Raw genomic sequence first — 19,013 nt, forward strand, 5'->3', positions numbered from 1 at the left:
CTCGTCTCTCCCGTGTGGACGCGGCAGGTCCCGGCGTCAGGACCAGGCCCCCCGCTCGCCCAGCACCGTGCGCAGCGTCTCGATGTGATCGGTCATGATGCCATCCACGCCGAGGTCCAGGAGCGCCCCCATCCGTTCCGGTTCGTTGACCGTCCAGACGTGGACCTGCAGACCGTGCGCGTGCGCCGCGCGGACGAACCTCCGGTCGACGACACGGATGCCGCCCTGGCTCTCAGGGACCTGCACGCAGACGGCTCCCGCCCGGAGCGCCGCCGGGATGCCGTACGAGCGCAGTCGCAGCGCGAGCACGCCGCGTACCCCGTAGGAGGTGGCCAGCCCCGGACCCGCGAGGCGATGCGCCCGGGCCACCCGCGACTCCGAGAACGAGCCCACGCAGACCCGGTCCCACGCGTCGGTCCTGCGGATCAGCTCGACGAGCGGTGCGAGGGCGGGCTCCGCCTTGATGTCCACGTTCCAGCGGGCGTCCGGGAACTCCTCCAGCAACTCCTCGAACAGCGGCAGCGGTTCGCTGCCCGCCACCCTCGCCCGGCGCACCTCGTCCCAGGGCAGCCGGGATATCCGGCCCCGGGCGTCCGTCACCCGGTCCAGCGTCGGGTCGTGGAAGGCCACCAGGCGCCCGTCCGCCGTGGCGTGCACATCGGTCTCGAAGTAGCGGTAGCCGGCGTCGGCCGCCCGGCGGAACGCGGCTGCGGTGTTCTCCGAGCCGTCCGCCGCCCCTCCGCGATGGGCGAAGGGGATCGTCGAAGGATGGTCCAGGTAGGGGTGGCGCCCCGATGTCGTTGCGGTCACCGCGGCAGTATCGCCTCTCGGGGTGACCGCCCGGCAACGGGCGCGGTGCCGGCATCCGGCGCGGGAAGGTCGAAGACGCGCAGGAAGAACTGGGCGAGCGGTCCGATGGCCAGGGCGTACAGGACGGTGCCGGCGCCGAGTGACCCGCCGAGAAGGAAGCCGGTCACGACCACGGCGACCTCGATCGCGGTGCGCACCAGCCTGATGGAGCGGCCCGTGATCCGGTGCAGACCCGTCATGAGGCCGTCGCGGGGCCCCGGACCGAACCGCGCGGAGATGTACAGGCCGGTGGCGACGCCGTTGAGCGCGATGCCCGCGACCATCACCGGGATCCGCGCCCCGAGCCCGTGCACGTCCGGTACGAGGGCGAGGGTGGCGTCCATCGCGATCCCGACGGCGAAGACGTTGGAGACGGTGCCGAGCCCGGGGCGCTGCCTGATCGGTATCCAGAGGAGCAGGACGACCGCCCCGACGATGATCGAGACGACCCCGATGGAGATGCCGGTCCGCTCGGAGAGTCCCTGATGCAGCACTCCCCACGGTTCGAGTCCGAGTCCGGCGCGCACCAGGAGCGCCGAACTGGCCCCGTACAGGGCCAGACCCACATACAGATGGGTCAGCCGCCGGGTGAGCCTGGTGCCGCTCGGGGCGGTGGGATCGGACAAGGTGATGCCCCCTGTGTGGTGGTGGTGGACTGCTGCATGTCACTCTGTGGCAGGGGATTGGCTGCCAACTATGGCCAATCCGAGGAAGGTGGACTGATTCGCATGGTGCAGTGGACCTCGACCGTCGGAGCGGCGCAACTCGCCCGCCAGCTCCAGGGCCAGCAGGCCCGTCCCCTGGCGCCGGGCACCCGCAAACCGCCCGCCTACCGCGCCCTCGCCGACGGCGTCCGTCTGCTCGTCCTGGAGGGCCGGGTCCCGGTCGCCGCCCGGCTCCCGGCCGAGAGGGAGCTCGCCCTCGCCCTGTCCCTCAGCCGCACCACCGTCGCCGCCGCGTACGAGGCGCTGCGGGCGGAGGGTTTCCTCGAGTCACGCCGCGGGGCGGGCAGCTGGACCGCAGTCCCGGCCGGGAACCCGCTGCCGGCCCGGGGCCTCGAACCGCTGCCCCCGGAGTCCCTCGGCTCGATGATCGACCTCGGCTGCGCCGCCCTGCCCGCCCCGGAACCGTGGCTGACCCGGGCCGTCCAGGGCGCGCTGGAGGAGCTGCCGCCGTACGCGCACACCCACGGCGACTACCCGGCCGGCCTGCCCGCCCTCCGGCAGATGATCGCGGACCGCTACACCGGGTACGGCATCCCCACGATGCCGGAACAGATCATGGTCACCACCGGCGCGATGGGCGCCATCGACGCCATCTGCCACCTCTTCGCGGGGCGCGGCGAGCGCATCGCCGTGGAGTCGCCGAGCTACGCCAACATCCTCCAGCTCATGCGGGAGACGGGTGCCAGGCTGGTGCCCGTGGCGATGGAGGAGGGGCTCGGCGGCTGGGACATGAACCGGTGGCGGCAGGTCCTGCGGGACGCCGCGCCGAGGCTGGCCTACGTCGTCGCGGACTTCCACAACCCCACGGGTGCTCTGGCCGACGAGCAGCAGCGCCGCGCCCTGGTCGAGGCGGCGCGGTCGGCGGGCACGGTCCTGGTGGTCGACGAGACCATGGGCGAACTGGACCTGGACGCCGATGACGACATGCCGCGCAAGGTCTGCGCCTTCGATCCCGCGGGCAGCACCGTCCTGACCGTCGGATCCGCCAGCAAGGCGTTCTGGGCCGGCATGCGGATCGGCTGGGTGCGTGCCGCGCCGGACGTGATCCGCAGCCTGGTCGCGGCGCGCGCCTACGCCGACATGGGCACCCCGGTTCTGGAGCAGCTCGCCATCAACTGGCTGATGCGGACCGGGGGCTGGGAGCAGGCCGTGGCCGTCCGGCGCGAGCAGGCCCGGGAGAACAGGGACGCCCTGGTGCGCGCGGTGCGCCGGGAGCTCCCCGCGTGGGAGTTCGAGGTGCCGCGCGGTGGCCTCACGCTCTGGGTGCGCACCGGCGGACTCTCCGGCTCCCGGCTGGCCGTGGCGGGCGAGCGGGTCGGCGTCCGCGTCCCGTCGGGACCCCGTTTCGGTGTCGACGGGGCCTTCGAGGGCTATGTGCGGCTGCCCTTCACGGTGGGCGGCGCGGTGGCGGACGAAGCGGCGCAGAGACTCGCCACGGCCGCCGGTCTGGTCGCCTCCGGGGCGGGAGTGGGGGCCGAGGCCCCCCGCACCTTCGTCGCCTGAGGCGCCCGTTTTTCACCCGTCGGCGGTGGCCGGCGCCCCGATCAGCTGATCCTTGTGCGCGGAGACCGGCTCGGACGCGGGCTCCGGCTCGGAGGCGGGCTCGGGCTCCGGGCGGGTTTCCTGCGGGGTCTGCTCCACGGCGGGCACCCCGCCGGGCAGCAGGTCGAGCACCGCCGCGCGGTGCGCCTCGCTGGTGGCGTCGTCGTGCGGATCCGGGGTGGCCGGGACCTGGAGGCGCAGGACGGGTCCGCTGCCCAGCCGGGTGTACCCGCGGCCCGGCGGGACGTCGGGGGTGGGTGTGGTGTGCGGCTGAGCGCCGAGTACCGCCTCGACCTCCTCGCGGTCCGCCGGGCCGAGGACGGCGCGTGCCCTGGTGTGGATCCGTACGGTCTCGTCGAGGGCGTCCAGGCTGTCGAACTGCTCCGCGACGACGACCGTGACCCCGGCGGCGCGGCCGTGCCGCAGCGGAGTCCGGAGCAACTCCTGCGGATCCTGCCTGTTGTCGGCGGCCGCCAGGTGCCCGAACGCGCTCGGGCGGTCGAGCAGGATCCAGAGCGGCCGTCTGACGTCCTCGGGTTCGGGTTGCCCGGCCTGGCGGGCGCGGTTGGCGGCGATGAGCCGCCGCTCGGTCTCGTGAGCGGCCCATTCGAGTGTCGCGAGAGCCCCTGCCAGACCGCACTCCACGGCCAGGACGCCGTCCCGGCCGGTCAGGAAGCCGTACTCACCGGTGCCGCCGCCCTCCACCACGAGGACGTCGCCGTACTGGAGGGCCTGCAGGGCGAGCGAGCGCATCAGGGTCGTGGTGCCGCTGCCGGGGTGCCCGGCGATCAGCAGATGCGGCTCCGTCGACCGGGCCCCGGTCCGCCAGATCACCGGAGAGGCGTCCCGGGTCACGTCGCCGTCCTGGACCGGAACGGTTCGCCGGACCGCGTCGGCGTCGGTGAAGCCCAGCACGGTCTCGCCGGGGGCGGTGACGAACCGCTGGGCGGCGATGGTGGTGGGCAGGGCATCGAGCACGGTCATGAGGAGGTGGTTGCTCTCCTCGTCCCAGGCGAAGTGGTATTCGCGGCCCCGGCCCGACTTGGCGTGGAGCACCTGCTCGACCCGGGCGCGGGCCGCAGGATCGCCGTCGGTGAAGTACGCCGGGTAGTTCACCTGGAGCCGGGTGAGGCGGCCGTTGCCGTCGAAGGCGTACGACGTGCCGAAGGCCTTCTCCCAGTCGCCGCCGTGGGAGAACAGCGGGCCGGGGTCCTCGGGCACGGAGAAGTGCGGGACCAGTGCCTCGTACAGAGCCCGGAGCCGTGCGGTCTCCGCCTCGTCGGGGCCGGTCTTCGCGGGGGCGCGGTCGCGCCCCAGCCACGCGGCGGCGCCCATCACCGAGATGAGGGCCAGCAGCGGCCCGTAGGGGATGAGCGCCACCACCAGTACGCAGGCCGCGACGAGGAACAGCACGTGTCCGCGCCGGTCCCGGGGGGTCGCGGCCCACTTCTGCCGTCCCGCTCCCGCCAGCAGCCGCATGCCACGGGTGACCGTGATCAGCGGATGGAGGACGTCCGTGGCGTTGTCGGCGGCCGTGCGCGCGATCTCGCGACTGCGGGTGATCGAAGCGGTGCCGCGCTCGAGAATGCGGGGGAGTGGTCGCCGGGCCACGTCGGTCTCCTGAAGAGGTGGGAGCGGTTTCGGGACGTCAGAACTTGATTCCGCCCAGCATGCTGGCGAGGCTCGCCCCGCCGGCGGTGATGCTCGGCGCGATGGCTGTGCCGGCCAGGTAGAAGCCGAACAGAGCGCAGATGAGGCCGTGGGACGCCTTGAGCCCGTCCTTCTTGAAGAACAGGAAGACGATGATGCCGAGCAGTACCACGCCCGAGATGGAGAGGATCATGAGCGGTTCTCCTGGTTGAGGGGACAGTCACCATGAGTACTTCCAGGATCACAAGATGTATCTATACGATAAAAGGTGCAACTGAGTGATGAGGGGTGGATTTCACCCGACCGGTGGGCGGAGAGCCTCCGCCCACCTGCCCGCGTGCACCGCGTCGGCCCTGTCCCCGCCGGAGAAGTGGCCCCGGCACCGTGATCTTCCGCCGCTCCGGGGAAGGCTCACGACCGCCCCGAGCAGTACTCTGTCGATTCACTCGTACGGTCCTCCGCCGTACCCCCCACCAGGCCGACCACGGCCGCGGAGGCCATGAAAGGCGGTCCGTCCCCATGAGCGAAACCCCCGATCCCGAGGTGGTCGAGCTGGCGACGAAGGTCTTCGGCCTGGCCCGCCGGGGCGAGACCGACGCGCTCGCCGCCTACGTCGACGCGGGGGTCCCCGCGAACCTCACCAACGACCGGGGCGACTCCCTGCTCATGCTCGCCGCCTACCACGGCCACGCCCCCGCCGTCGTGGCGCTCGCGGGCCGCGGCGCCGACCCGGACCGGGCCAACGACCGGGGACAGACCCCGTTGGCCGGAGCCGTCTTCAAGGGCGAGCGCGAAGTGATCGACGCACTGCTCGCCGCGGGGGCCGATCCGGCCGCCGGAACCCCCTCCGCCGTGGACACCGCGCGCATGTTCGGCAAGGACGACCTGCTGGAACTCTTCGGTGCGCGCTGAGAGGCGGCCCGGACCGCAGCCCGGCCGGTCCGTCGTAAATGTGGTCGCGTCGGCGAAATGGCCGGGGCATCATGACGTCGCGGGTCCGAATCGGGCCACCGACGAGAGGCAGAGGAAGATGAGCACCAGGCAGAAGACGGCGGTCGGCCGATCATGTTGCTGCGCGGCCTAGGGGATGTCACCCCGGCACATGGAACAGCACAGTCCCGGTTGCGTCGACAGCTTGATGTGAGGCTTTCTTCATGTTCGATCCGTTCATAGCGCCGAGCGGCACACTGCTCGGCCTGCTGCAGAGGGGCCGCGGCGACGGCACGCTCCACGCGCTCGCCGCCCCCCGTTCCGAGGCCCTCGCGGCTCTCAACCACTGCGTCCTGAGCGATCCGCGTCATGACTGGCAGGTCGAGAACCGCTCCCTCTACTACGCCCGCCTGTACCTCGATCTCGACGGTGGCACCGAGGAGATCGAGCGCCACCTGTGGGACCCCGAGGACCACCTCGACACCGACGACTCACGCACGGGTCTCGCACTCGCCGTGCTCGGGCACCTCGCCTCCTACGGCCGCGACGACGCCCTCGTGCTCCTGCGCCGGTACGCCGCGACCGGGGCCAACTGGGCCTGGGCGCTCGACGAGCTGGCCCTGCGCGACGACGACACCGGGCTGCGCTCCCTCGCCGAGGCGGTGCTCGCCCGCTTCCCCGCCACCCCGGAGGGCGCCGCCGAGCTGGCCGCCACCGTGCGGGACGCCTTCGAGCCCCGTCCCTGGCGGCTCTGGGCCGACGACCCGCGTGAGACGGTCGGCGCCCGGGTCAGGGCGGCGACGGAGCAGGGCTCCTTCGACCGGTGGCAGCGGCAGATGAGGCCGGGCGGGCCGCGTCCCGGATGGAGCGTCCAGGCCGTCTTCGACTGGGCCCAGGAAGGGCTGGAGCGCGGCAGCGCGCTCCACGTTCCCGCGGCACGGTGCCTGTCGGCGGTCGCCGGGTCCGAGGACCGTCCCCTGATCGTCGAGGCCGCCCGCAGCGGCCCGGAGGGCGCGCGCTGCGCAGCCCTGCACTATCTCGCCGAGGCCCGGGACCCCGCCGTGCTCGATCTCGTCGAACACGCCGTCGCCGGCCCCTCCGGCACCGTCGCCGAGGCGGCCGTGGCCGCCTTCGAGCGCATGTGCGGAGAGGCAGCGGTCCGTCGTGCGCGGCGCTGGGCCCACCGGCCCGACGCCCTCGGAGCCTCGGCGGCCGGAGTCCTGGCCTGCCGCGGGACCGCGCAGGACGCCCCGCTCGTCCTCGCCGCGCTGCGCGAGGCGGTCCGGGGCGAGGGCCCCGACACCCCGCGGCTGTGGACCCTGGTCGACGGCACGGGCCGGCTGGGCATCGCCTGCGCCGCTCCCGTCCTCCGCCACGTGTACCGGGAGACGTCCTCCTCGCACCTGCGCGGACGTGCCGCCCGGGCCCTGGCCGCCACCGACCCGTCCTTCGCCAGCGGATTCGCCGTCGAGTGCCTCTGGGACTGCGAGGAGACCACCCGGGAGCTCGCCGCACACCATGCGGAGACCGGGGACATCCGGGTCGCCGAGCGGCTGAGGCGGCTCGCCGCCGACCCGGCCGAGGAGGCCGAGGTCCAGACCGCCGTACGCAGCAGGATCGGACCGGACGCACCGGCCGTCTGAACCGGCGCCCCACCGGCGGAGCCCGGACGCCGCGCGCCGGGGGCGCGCGGCACGAGGCGCGGTCGGAGCGGGCCGTGCGCGACGCGCCCGACGACCACCCCGCGCCCTCTCTGCGGGGGTCCGTCCCCCACGCGAGAATGGGGAGATGACCGGACGCTGGGAGTTCTGGATCGACCGCGGCGGTACCTTCACGGACGTGGTGGGGCGCGACCCCGGAGGCCGGCTGATCTCCCGCAAGCTCCTGTCGCACGACCCCGGACGCCACCGCGACGCCGCGGTGGCCGGGATCCGTCTGCTGCTCGGTCTCGGTCCCGACGACCCGGTCCCAGCCGACCGGGTCGCGGGCGTCAAGATGGGCACGACGGTCGCGACCAACGCGCTCCTCGAACGGCGGGGCGAGCCGACCGTCCTGGTCATCACCGAAGGCTTCCGGGACGCCCTGCGGATCGCCTACCAGAACCGGCCCCGCCTGTTCGACCGCCGCATCCTGCTACCCGAGGCCGTGTACGACCGGGTCATCGAGGTCCCTGAGCGCACCGACGCCCGGGGAGTGGTCGTGAGACCCCTCGACCGCGCCGTCGTGGCCGGGCGGCTCAGGGCCGCCGCCGCCGACGGCATCCGCAGCGCCGCCGTCGTGCTCATGCACGGCTACCGGTACCCGGAGCACGAGAGAGCCGTGGCGGAGGAGGCGGCAAAGGCTGGTCTCACCCAGATCAGCTGCTCGCACGAGGTCAGTCCGCTGATCAAGCTGATCCCGCGCGGTGACACCACCGTCGTGGACGCCTACCTCTCGCCGATCCTGCGCAGATACGTCGAGGAGGTGGCCGGCGAACTCGCGGGCATCCGGCTCATGTTCATGCAGTCCAACGGCGGGCTGCGCGAGGCCGCGCACTTCCGGGGCAAGGACGCCGTCCTGTCCGGCCCCGCCGGCGGCGTCGTCGGCATGGTGCGCACCTCCGCCCAGGCCGGCCACCACCGGGTCATCGGCTTCGACATGGGCGGCACCTCCACGGACGTCTCCCACTACGCGGGCGAGTTCGAACGCGAACTCGGCACCCAGGTGGCAGGGGTGCGGATGAGCGCGCCCATGATGAGCATCCACACCGTCGCGGCGGGCGGAGGGTCCGTCCTGCACTTCGACGGACGGCGCTACCGGGTCGGTCCCGACTCGGCCGGGGCAGACCCTGGCCCCGCCTGCTACCGCCGGGGCGGGCCGCTCACCGTCACCGACGCCAACGTGATGCTCGGCCGCATCCGCCCGGAGCACTTCCCCGCCGTGTTCGGCCCCGGGGGCGACGAGTCGCTCGACGCGGATCTCGTCCGCGAGCGCTTCGACGCCCTGGCCGAGGAGGTGTCGGCCGCCACGGGGACCGGGCACACCGCCGCGGAGGTGGCCGCGGGCTTCCTGGAGATCGCCGTGCTGAACATGGCGAACGCGGTCAAGAAGATCTCCGTCCAACGGGGCCACGACATCACCCGCTACGCCCTCACCTCCTTCGGCGGCGCCGGAGGACAGCACGCCTGCGCCGTCGCCGACGCCCTGGGCATCGACACCGTCCTCGTACCGCCGCTGGCCGGCGTCCTCTCCGCCTACGGGATCGGTCTCGCCGACGCCACCGCGATGCGCGAACAGTCCGTCGAGGCACCCCTGGACGAGGACACGGGACGGCGCGTGCGCGCGGTCGTCGACGACCTGGCGGAGCGCACCCGCGCCGAACTCCGCGCCGACGGCATCCCCGACAGCGCCATCGGCACCCGGACGCGGATCCTCCTGCGGTACGCGGGGACGGACGCCGCACTGCCCGTGGCCCACGGCACCGTCACCGCCATGACCCGGGAGTTCACCGAGGCCCACCGCGCCCGGTACGGGTTCACGACGGACAAACCCCTGGTGGCCGAGGCCGTATCAGTGGAGGCCACCGGGACCGCCGGCCCGCACACCCCGCCCCGGACCGGCGTGCGTACGGGGGAGGAGCCGCCCGAACCCCTCGCAACCGTCCGGATGTTCACCGGGGACGGATGGCGGGACGCCGGGCTGCACCGCCGCGGGACACTGCGCGCGGAGGACGTCGTGACCGGACCGGCCGTCATCGCCGAGGACGACGCCACCACCGTCCTCGACCTCGGCTGGCAGGCCACGGCGGGGCCGGCCGGACACCTCGTGCTGACCCGGACCGGGCCGAGACCGGGGCGGACCGCCGTCGGCACCCGCGTGGACCCGGTCATGCTCGAAGTGTTCAACAACCTCTTCATGTCGATCGCCGAGCAGATGGGCGTGCGACTGGAGAACACCGCACACTCCGTCAACATCAAGGAGCGGCTCGACTTCTCCTGCGCCCTGTTCGACGCCGACGGCGACCTGGTGGCCAACGCGCCCCACATCCCCGTGCACCTCGGGTCGATGGGGGAGTCCATCAAGGAGGTGCTCCGGCGCAACCGGGGCTCCCTGCGCCCTGGCGACGTCTACGCCGTCAACGATCCCTACCACGGCGGTACACATCTGCCCGATGTGACCGTCGTGACGCCGGTGTTCGACGAGCCCGGGCACGGCCGGGAGGGCGTGCTGCGCTTCCTGGTGGCCTCACGTGGCCACCACGCGGAGATCGGCGGCATCACCCCCGGCTCCATGCCCGCCTTCAGCCGCACCGTCGACGAGGAGGGCGTCCTGTTCGACAACTGGCTCCTGGTGCGCGACGGCACGCTCCGCGAGGCGGAGACCCGGCACCTGCTCACCGCCGCCGCCCACCCCTCACGCGACCCGGACACCAATCTCGCCGACCTGCGCGCCCAGATCGCGGCCAACGAGAAGGGCATCACCGAACTGCGCCGCATGACGGAGCAGTTCGGCCAGGACGTCGTCGAGGCCTACATGGGCCACGTCCAGGACAACGCCGAGGAGTCCGTACGCCGGATCGTGGCCGGGTTGCACGACGGCACCTGCCGCTACGAGACCGACAACGGGGCGGTCATCGCGGTGGGCGTGACCGTGGACCGCGACGCCCGCAGCGCCGTCATCGACTTCGAGGGGACCTCCCCGCAGCAGACCGGCAACCTCAACGCCCCACGGTCCGTGGTCATGGCCGCCGTCCTCTACGTCTTCCGGACCCTCGTGGAGGAGGACATCCCGCTCAACAGCGGCTGCCTGAAGCCCTTGTGCATCCGCGTCCCGGAAGGGTCGATGCTGGCACCCGTCCACCCGGCGGCGACCGTCGCGGGCAACGTCGAGACGTCCCAGGCCGTCACCGGCGCCCTCTACGCGGCACTGCGGGTCCAGGCCGAGGGATCCGGCACCATGAACAACCTCACGTTCGGCAACGACCGGGTCCAGTACTACGAGACCGTCGCCAGCGGCTCCGGCGCGGGCGACGGCTTCGACGGTGCCGACGCGGTCCAGACCCACATGACCAACTCCCGGCTCACCGACCCCGAGATCCTCGAATGGCGCTACCCGGTGCTGCTGGAGAGTTTCGGGGTACGGGACGCCGGCGGGGGTACGGGCCGCTGGCACGGCGGCAGCGGGGTGGAACGCAGGATCCGCTTCCTGGAACCCGTCACCGTGGCCCTGCTGTCGGGACACCGCAGGGTCCCGCCCTACGGCATGGCGGGAGGCGCCGCCGGAGCCCTCGGCGAGCAGTACGTCGAGCGCGCCGACGGCAGGACCGTGACCCCCCTCGAAGGCTGCGACACCGCCGCACTCGACACCGGGGACGTCCTCGTGCTGCGCACCCCCGGAGGCGGCGGTTACGGGCGTCCGTGACCGGTCGCTTCTGCGCCGTTTCGACCGTTGTCGGTGCGAGGACCTAATCTGTGCAGCGTGACTTCGCCTGCCGACACCCAGACCGCTGCGCCCCAGCTCAGCGCGGGACCGAGGCCCGCTCCGGGACCCGCCGCCGATGAGGGGCTCTCGCGTCGGCTGCGCGCGCTCGCCTGCACCGCCCCCCTGCACGACCTCGACGTGCGCAAGGCAAACCTGGCCGGCGAGTACACGGTCTACGCCATGGCCGAAGTCGCCCTCGCCGCCATCGACCTCGTCACGCTCAACATGGACTTCGACACCGGCGCCGACCACGACCAGATAGTGGCCAGGCTCCTCCCGCGGGTGGCCGCCCAGGCACCCGGCCGGCCCGTCACCGAGCACGAACGGGTCGCGCGCTGGGTCCTGGAGAACCTGATCAACGTCGGCAGCGTGGACCGCGGCTTCCGCGCCGTCTACGGCACCTTCGGGCCCGACGGGGTCTACGTCCGCCGCGACTACGACTTCAAACTCGTCGAGGAGGTACCGGGCCACGGCGGGACCGTCTACCTCCGCGCCACCGACGAAGCGGTCAACGTCCTGGTCGGCGCCCTGGACACGGACGTCACCAGCGCCCAGATCGCCGCCGAGGTGAAGCTGGAGGTCCTCGTCAGCAGGGGCCGCCTCGCGGACGCGCAGCTCGCCGCCGAACAGGCCCGCTACCGCACCGTGCAGTACGCCGAGACGCTCCGCAGGACGCTGGAGGCGACCCGGCGCAACGTCCGCGCCGTCGACTGGCTCAACGCCGTCCCCGACATGATCGCGGAGGCCCTCGACCACGTCGCCGACCGCTACCGCCACGAGAACGCGATCCTCACCAACATCCGCAAGGCCAGGGACGAGGCCGAGGAACCCGAGAACAAGCGCCGCGCAGCCGAACTCGTCGACATCGTCAAGGACTGCATCCGCCGCCACACCCAGCTCCAGTCCCGGCTGCTGGAGGCCGGACCGCTGTTCCGGGCCGAACAGGACCGGCAGGCCTTCGCCACCCCCACCGCGCGGGCGGGTCTCGACCTGTACGGCCAGCTCGTCGTACCGCTGCTGCCGCTCCCCCTCGAACAGGCGACCCGGGCGACCGACGCCTTCTTCGCACACGGCGCCGGACTGCGCACCCCCACCTCGGTCCGTGTCGGCGACCTCGTCGACCTGCTGCTCATGCCCCCGGTGGAGCGGGAGCACCTGGGCGCGGAGATGCCCGAGCCCGACCTGATCGCGACCCCGGACGACAGCAGGTTCAGCGAGGAGCAGCTGGCCGCCGCCATGGAGCTGCTCGATCTGGACCACGACGTCCCGCGGCGGCTCTCCGGACTGCTCGCCGAGGCCCGGCTGCGCGACCCCGAGCTCCCCTACCTGGTCGCGCTGCTCGCCGTCCACGCCGCCAGCCCGCCGGTCGGCACGGCCTACCGCCAGGGCGAGCGCCGGCTGCTCTTCGCCGTCGACGACGGCACCCCGCTCGAGGACCACGAGTTCGGCGGAGCCGACCTGATAGTGGGCATGGCCCTGCTGGACGCGGCGGGCATGGCCGCGGACCGCAAAGAGGCCTCGTGAGCTTCCACGGCACCACCCACCCCCTGCCGCCGGAGAGCGGCACCCGTACCGAGGAGTCACAGAGTTGAGCGAGCAGCACGCCGAGCACACCGACGCGTGGGGAGACCCGTACCCCACGCACGCGGCCGACGCCGCACGGCCGGCCGCTCCCGCCGCTGTCACCCCGGCCGACGCGGCCGACGCGGCCCGTCTGGTCTCCTTCGGACTGCAGCCGAAGCTGATGCCCGCCCGCGACGCCGAATACACCGAGCTGCTCCGCCGCTACCGGGAGGAGACCGCCTTCGCCCGGCTCGCCGACGCCGTCGCCACCGGCCTCGGGCTCGTCGTCCTGGAGGTCTCCACCCGCGCCGGTATGGCCGTGACCGCCGGAGAGGACTCGGTCTTCGCCGTCCGCATGGGCGACTACGCCCGCCGCGCCTCCTCCGACTCCGCCGACCGCTTCCTGCACGGCCTCGCCCATCTCGCCGTAGCCGCCATGGCCTTCCCCCGGCCCGAGGACCTCGCCGACGACTCCTACATCGGCCGCATCACGGTGAACGGCGTCGACGCGTTCGTCCGGCAGGCCTGCCACCGCCTGGAGGAGCGCGCGGAGGAACACGGCGACAACACCGACCCCGCCACCGACGCCCCCGGCCTGGAAGCGGGGTGGCGGGTCTACGCCCGCCGCAGCTCCACCGGAGCGACCAAGGACGCCCGCAGGCTCGCCGGTTCGACGACCGGCATCATCGGCAAGGCCGTCGCCTTCCTCACCGACTCGGGTTTCCTCCAGCGCACCGGGGACGACGCGGGCGGCGCCTACCGCACCACGGCCCGCTACCAGCTCCAGGTGCGCGACATGGCGGGCAGCGCCGCCATGGCCGAACTGCTGGAGCTCGGAGTCGTCCCCGTCACGGACGGTTCGGCCACCCTGCTTCCCCCGCCCGACACCGAAGGCCTGGAACTGGCCGCCGACGCGGGCCTCCCCTTCCACTCCTGAACCGCCCGGCCCCGAACCGCAACGGCTGCCGCAGCCGCCCGCCTTCCCGCCCGCCCCGCCTGAACGACGAGAGTCCGCCGCCATGTACGAGTTGTCCCGGGTCCGCCTCTACTCCATCGGGCCCGCCGGTGCGCGCTACGCCGACACCGTGCTGGACCTGCGCGGAGTCGGTGAGCCCGTGCCCAGGCCCGCCCCGGCCCAGGCGGAGTTCTTCGAGGACGAGCCCGTCGGCCCGCCGCGCCGACCGGCGCCGGCCGGTGTGCTGTTCCTCGAGAACGGCGGCGGCAAGTCCGTCCTGCTCAAGCTGATCTTCTCGGTGATGCTGCCGGGGCACCGCAACACACTGGGCGGAGCCAGCTCCGGCGTGCTGCGCAAGTTCCTCCTCGCCGACGACTGCGGGCACGTCGCCCTGGAGTGGCAGCACACGCTCACCGGCGAATGCGTCGTCGTGGGCAAGGTCAGCGAATGGCGCGGCCGTCAGGTCTCCAACGACCCGCGCAAGTTCGCCGAGGCCTGGTACAGCTTCCGCCCGGGGCCGGGCCTCAGCCTCGACAGCCTCCCCGTCGCCGAGGCCAGCGCGGTGGGCCGGCCCGCCGAAGGGGTGTCGGCCGCGCGGGGCAGGCGCCGCACCATGAAGGGCTTCCGCGACGCCCTCACGGACGCCGGAAAGTTCTACCCGCACCTCGACGTGCACTGGGAGGAGATCCACGACCGCTGGAACGAACACCTCGGCGACCTCGGGCTCGACCCCGAACTCTTCCGCTACCAGCGGGAGATGAACGCCGACGAGGGTGAGGCCGCCGGTCTCTTCGCCGTCAAGAAGGACTCCGACTTCACCGACCTGTTGCTGCGGGCCGTCACCGACACCCGCGACACGGACGGTCTCGCCGACCTCGTCAGCGGCTTCGGCAACAAGCTAGGCCGCCGCGCCGAGCTCACGGCCGAACGCGACTTCACCGCCGGTTCCGTCGACCTGCTCGGCCGGATCGTCGAGGCCACCGCGACCAGGGCACGCAGCCGCGACGTCCACGCCGGTGCCGAGCGGCGCACCCGCACCCTCGCCCGCAGGCTCTCCGGCCGGGCCGCCGAGGAACGCGGCCGCACCGGTGAGCTCGCCCAGCAGGTCACGGCCGCCGCCCACACCGTCACCGAGGCCGAGGCCACCCGTGGCCACCGGGACCTGATCGCGGCCGAACTGGCCTACCGGCACGCCTCGCTGGCCCTGACCGCCGCCGAGAAGAGCGCGGCCGCCCAGCGCCGTGAGCTGGGCGAGGCACGCACCCTGCACTCCGCCTGGCAGGCCGCCGAAGCGGTCCTGCGCCACCGGGCCGCCGCGGACCGCTCCGCCCGCGTCGCCGTCGCCATCCGGGAGGCCGAGCGCGACGCGGCCCCCGCCCTCGCCGCACGCGCCACGGCCGCCGCGGACCTCGTACGAGCCCTGCACACCGCCGCCGAGGCGGGGGAGCGGGTGGCCGACGAGGAGGAGGAGCGCTCGGCGACCCTCCAGTCCACCGGGGAAACGGCACACCGGGACGCCACCACCGCCGCCACCGAGGCGCAGCGCGCCCGCAGCGAGGCCGGGCACCTGCGCCAGCGCCTCGCCGAGGTCGAGCAGGAGACCGCCGAGGCCGTACAGGCCGGCTGGCTCGACGACACAGCGCCGGACGCCGACCCGGCCCGCGCGGCCCTCGCCGCGAACGACGCCGAACAGGCCGCCGTCGCCGCCTGGGACACCGCGCGGGAAGCCGCCCGCGCCACCGCCGACACGGCCCGGGAAGCAGGGGCCGCGGAGAGCCGCACCGAGCTCGCCGCGGCCCGCGCCGCCGACGCCGCACAGGCCGCGGAACAGTCCTACGAGGCCGAGCGCAGGGCCGCGGAGTCGATCGCCGCCGAACGCAGGCTCACCGACCTGCTGGGCCTGCCCACCGCAGCCGGAGCGGGCGTCCCACGGCCCCGCCGCGCCGCCGCCGGGACGGACGACACCGGGGGCGGCGCGCACGAAGCGGCTCCCGGCGACGCACAGCCCCTCACGGCCGAGGAGTTCGACGCGGGTGCCGACCAGCTGAGGGAACTCCTCGACCAGGGCGTCACCGCCGCCGAACGCAGGCTCTTCGATCTGCGCACCGCGGCCGCCGACGACTCCCGCATCCTCGGCGCCCTCGGCGACGGGGGACTGCTGCCCCCCGGGCCCGACGTCCTCGCCACCGTCGAATTCCTCGGTGAGCACGGCATCCCGGCCCTGCCCGGCTGGCGCTACCTGGCGCAGGCCGTGGACCCCGCCGACCACGCGGCGGTCCTGGCCGCGCGGCCCGAACTCGTCGACGGCGTCGTCATCACCGACCCGGACGCGCACAACCGAGCCCGAGAGGTCCTGGCCGCAGCCGCCCTGCTGCCGCGGTCGGCTGTGGCCGTAGGCACCACCGCGGCCCTCCTCGCACCCGTGCCGACGCCCGGCGGCGCCGGCGCCGACGACGTGTTCCTCGTCCCGCCCAACCCCGCGATGCACGACGAACACGCCGCCGACGAGGAGCGCCAGGCACTGAGGGAGCGGGCCGCGGCACGCGACGAGGACATCAGGGCGCTCGCGTCCCGGCTCACCGCAGACCGCTCCCTCGCCGCCCGCATCGGCTCCTGGCGCGCCGACTGCCCGCCCGGGATGCTCGGCGAGCTCGGTGAGGCCGCCCGCACGGCCCGCGCCTCCGCGGAGGCCGCGGAAGCCGCACTCGCCGAGGCCCGCACCGTGCGCGCGGAAGCCGACGAGGCGGCCGCCGACGCCGCGCGGGTGCGCGACGAACGGCAGGAGGCGGCGCAGCGCGCCCGCCGCGCCGCGGACGCGCTCGCCGGACTCGCGCACCGGCTCCGCGACCGTGCGGGCTGGCAGGCGAGGCTGAGGGAACTGACCGACGAGGCGGCCGAGTCCGAGGCACGCGCCACGGCGTACCTCGAGAGGGCACGCGCCGCCGACGAGGACCGCCGGGCCGCTCAGCGTGCCGCTGACGACGCGCACCGTACCGCCCGTGCCCTGCGCGCCGAGCGCGCCGAGATCGCGGGCGCCCCGGAAACCCTGCCGGAACCGGACGCCTCCGCCGTACGCACCTCCCTGCCGGCCCTCCGCGAGGCGTACCGGGCGGCTTCCCAGCTGTACGAGAAGGTGGGGGTCGGCGCGGACCTGCGCGCCGAGCAGGCCCGCGCCGAGAGCGACGAGAGCGCCGCGCTCGCCGAACTCGACCGCCTCACCAACAAGGTCCGTACCCGCGCGGCCCAGCTCCTCGAAGGGACCGACGGAGCCGACGGGCCCTCCCGGCAGGCGGCGTCCGCCCGCGCCGAGTCGCTGGTCCAGCTCCTGGAGACGCGCGCGTCGACGGCCAGCGAGCAGCTCGGCCGGCTGCGCGGTGAGGCCGAACGGCTCGCCCCCGCCGACGAGGCGCCCCATCACACCGAGCTGCCCGCCGATCTGGCCCCGGCCGACGCCGACCAGGCGCAGACCCGGCTCCGTACGGCGACGGCCGAACTCGCCTCCGCCACCGAGGCGCTGGAGACCGCCCGCGCGGCCCACGCCGAGCTGCTGCGCGCCCACCGCACCGCCGAGGACTCCGCGAGCGGCTTCGACGAGACCGCCGCCCTCCTGCGCGACCTGCTCAGGGACCACGGTCAGGAGGAGGAGACCGAGTCGCCCGACCCCTACGCGGGCACTCTGGAGGAGGCCAGGCAGTCCGCCGCCGAAGCGCGCCGTTCACTGCGGGGCTGCGCCACCGACCTGTCCGCGGCGGAGAGTTCCGTACGCGAGGCGAGCGACGTCCTCGTACGGCACGCCAACTCCACCCGCTACGAACAGGTCCGCACTCCGGCCCGCCAGCAGATCCGGGAGCTCCCCGCCGCCGCCCTGCCGGACCACGCCGAGAAGTGGGCCGCTGCCTTCGCGCCCAGGCTGCGGGTGCTCACCGACGAACTGGCCCAGCTGGAGCGCAACCGCGAATCCATCGTCGACCGGCTCCGCGGCCTGGTCGAGTCGGCCCTCACGACGCTCCGCTCAGCGCAGAGGCTCTCGCAGCTTCCCGAGGGGCTGGGGGAGTGGTCCGGCCAGGAATTCCTGCGGATCCGCTTCGAGGAACCTGACCAGGCCACGCTCACCGAGAGGCTCGGCGAGGTCATCGACGAGGCCACGCACGCGGCCCTCAAGAAGAACTCCGACCTGCGCAGGGACGGCATGTCCCTCCTGCTGCGCGGTGTGCAGGCGGCACTCCAGCCCAAGGGCATCGCCGTGGAGATCCTCAAGCCGGACGCGGTGCTCCGCGCCGAGCGCGTCCCGGTCGGGCAGATGGGCGACGTCTTCTCGGGCGGCCAGCTGCTCACCGCCGCGATCGCCCTGTACTGCACGATGGCGGCCCTGCGCAGCAACGACAGGGGCCGCGACCGGCACCGGCACGCCGGCACGCTCTTCCTCGACAACCCCATCGGCCGCGCCAACGCCACGTACCTGCTGGAGTTGCAGCGCGCGGTCTCCGATGCCCTGGGCGTCCAGCTGCTGTACACGACCGGGCTGTTCGACACCACGGCACTCGCGGAGTTCCCGCTCGTCATCCGCCTGCGCAACGACGCGGACCTGCGGGCCGGGCTGAAGTACATCAGTGTGGAGGAGCACCTCCGGCCGGGACTGCCGCAGCAGGACCCGGAGGGCGAGACCGTCCACGGCGAGATCACCGCGACCCGCATGTTCAGGCGGACCGGGGAAGCGCCCGGCAGCGCACCGGCGACCGCCGTCCCGGAGATGCGCACAGAGATGCGTACGGAGATGCGTACGGAGATGCGTACGGAGACGCGCACGGATGCGCACACGGATTCCGCACCGGCCTCGGACAGGCACTAGGGGAGCCGGGGCAAAGGCGGTCAGGCCCGGGAGAGCCTGCCTTCGCCCCGGCGCCGTATCCGGGCCTCCCGGCGTGCCCGGGCCCGGGCGGTGCGCTTGGCGATCCGCCGTTCACGGCGCATCTGCCGCGCCGTGCTGCTGGGCACGGAGACGACGCCGTTGCGCTGGTTCCACACCTGACGGGTGACCCAGACGTCCAGCACCGACCACGTCGCCACCACGGTGCTCGCCACACCGCCCAGCACCATCGGGAAGGCGAGCCAGGACCCGGCCAGTGTGCACAGGAAGGCCACCAGAGCCTGAATGATGGTCAGCGACATGACGAGAACGGCTCGCACGGCGGCGGTCCTCACAGGATCCGGCATTCTCCGCCGCACCGCGGGTTCCTCGACCCACAACTGCCGCGGGATCCGGGCACCGGCCATGGCAGCCGGTGACGCGCCGGCCGCCGACGATCCCGTCGTCCCCCGGCGCTCATCCGTGTCCAAGG

The 19,013-nt window shown here is 73.6% G+C and carries 12 protein-coding genes; 7 read left to right on the plus strand and 5 right to left on the minus strand.

Annotation, left to right across the window (positions count from 1 at the left end; all coding sequences use genetic code 11):
* Positions 1–36: 36 nt before the first annotated feature.
* Together LWJ43_RS28515 and yczE are read right to left on the minus strand one after the other, a co-directional pair.
* Entirely contained in the window at positions 37–810 is a 774-nt protein-coding gene (locus tag LWJ43_RS28515) for a glycerophosphodiester phosphodiesterase (RefSeq protein WP_277335047.1), read from the minus strand.
* Positions 807–1,475, minus strand: coding sequence for a membrane protein YczE (yczE, locus tag LWJ43_RS28520; RefSeq protein WP_277335048.1), 669 nt, complete (start codon positions 1,473–1,475; stop codon positions 807–809). The genes LWJ43_RS28515 and yczE overlap by 4 nt, the downstream gene beginning before the upstream one ends.
* A gap of 102 nt (positions 1,476–1,577) precedes the next feature.
* Between yczE and LWJ43_RS28525 the strand changes: the two genes are divergently transcribed.
* The gene (locus LWJ43_RS28525) at positions 1,578–3,077 is read left to right on the plus strand and encodes an SCO1417 family PLP biosynthesis transcription factor (RefSeq protein WP_277335049.1); all 1,500 of its coding nucleotides are present in this window, start codon (positions 1,578–1,580) and stop codon (positions 3,075–3,077) included.
* 12 nt (positions 3,078–3,089) lie between these two features.
* On the opposite strand, the gene LWJ43_RS28530 is transcribed toward LWJ43_RS28525, so the two are convergent.
* On the minus strand, positions 3,090–4,727 hold the full coding sequence (locus LWJ43_RS28530) for a P-loop NTPase family protein (RefSeq protein WP_277335050.1): 1,638 nt from the start codon (positions 4,725–4,727) through the stop codon (positions 3,090–3,092).
* 37 nt (positions 4,728–4,764) lie between these two features.
* Positions 4,765–4,959, minus strand: coding sequence for a hypothetical protein (locus LWJ43_RS28535; protein ID WP_277335051.1), 195 nt, complete (start codon positions 4,957–4,959; stop codon positions 4,765–4,767).
* A 326-nt stretch (positions 4,960–5,285) separates the two neighbouring features.
* Between LWJ43_RS28535 and LWJ43_RS28540 the strand changes: the two genes are divergently transcribed.
* From LWJ43_RS28540 to LWJ43_RS28565, 6 genes are all read left to right on the plus strand, one after another.
* Entirely contained in the window at positions 5,286–5,678 is a 393-nt protein-coding gene (locus tag LWJ43_RS28540; protein ID WP_277335052.1) for an ankyrin repeat domain-containing protein, read from the plus strand.
* Positions 5,679–5,920: 242 nt separating this feature from the next.
* The gene (locus LWJ43_RS28545; RefSeq protein WP_277335053.1) at positions 5,921–7,339 is read left to right on the plus strand and encodes a HEAT repeat domain-containing protein; all 1,419 of its coding nucleotides are present in this window, start codon (positions 5,921–5,923) and stop codon (positions 7,337–7,339) included.
* Between the two features lie 145 nt (positions 7,340–7,484).
* A complete protein-coding gene (locus tag LWJ43_RS28550) occupies positions 7,485–11,096 on the plus strand; it encodes a hydantoinase B/oxoprolinase family protein (protein ID WP_277335054.1) in 3,612 nt (1,203 codons plus the stop codon).
* Positions 11,097–11,153: 57 nt separating this feature from the next.
* Positions 11,154–12,680: a hypothetical protein gene (locus tag LWJ43_RS28555; protein WP_277335055.1), complete on the plus strand. Its 1,527-nt coding sequence runs from the start codon at positions 11,154–11,156 to the stop codon at positions 12,678–12,680.
* Positions 12,681–12,744: 64 nt separating this feature from the next.
* Positions 12,745–13,656, plus strand: coding sequence for a hypothetical protein (locus LWJ43_RS28560; RefSeq protein ID WP_277335056.1), 912 nt, complete (start codon positions 12,745–12,747; stop codon positions 13,654–13,656).
* 82 nt (positions 13,657–13,738) lie between these two features.
* Positions 13,739–18,523, plus strand: coding sequence for a coiled-coil domain-containing protein (locus tag LWJ43_RS28565; RefSeq protein ID WP_277335057.1), 4,785 nt, complete (start codon positions 13,739–13,741; stop codon positions 18,521–18,523).
* Positions 18,524–18,543: 20 nt separating this feature from the next.
* Here the strand turns inward: LWJ43_RS28565 and LWJ43_RS28570 are convergent, their stop codons facing one another.
* Positions 18,544–19,011, minus strand: coding sequence for a hypothetical protein (locus tag LWJ43_RS28570; RefSeq protein ID WP_462100915.1), 468 nt, complete (start codon positions 19,009–19,011; stop codon positions 18,544–18,546).
* Positions 19,012–19,013 lie beyond the last annotated feature (2 nt).

Origin of the sequence: Streptomyces sp. JH34 (assembly GCF_029428875.1) — a bacterium.
GTDB lineage: Bacteria > Actinomycetota > Actinomycetes > Streptomycetales > Streptomycetaceae > Streptomyces.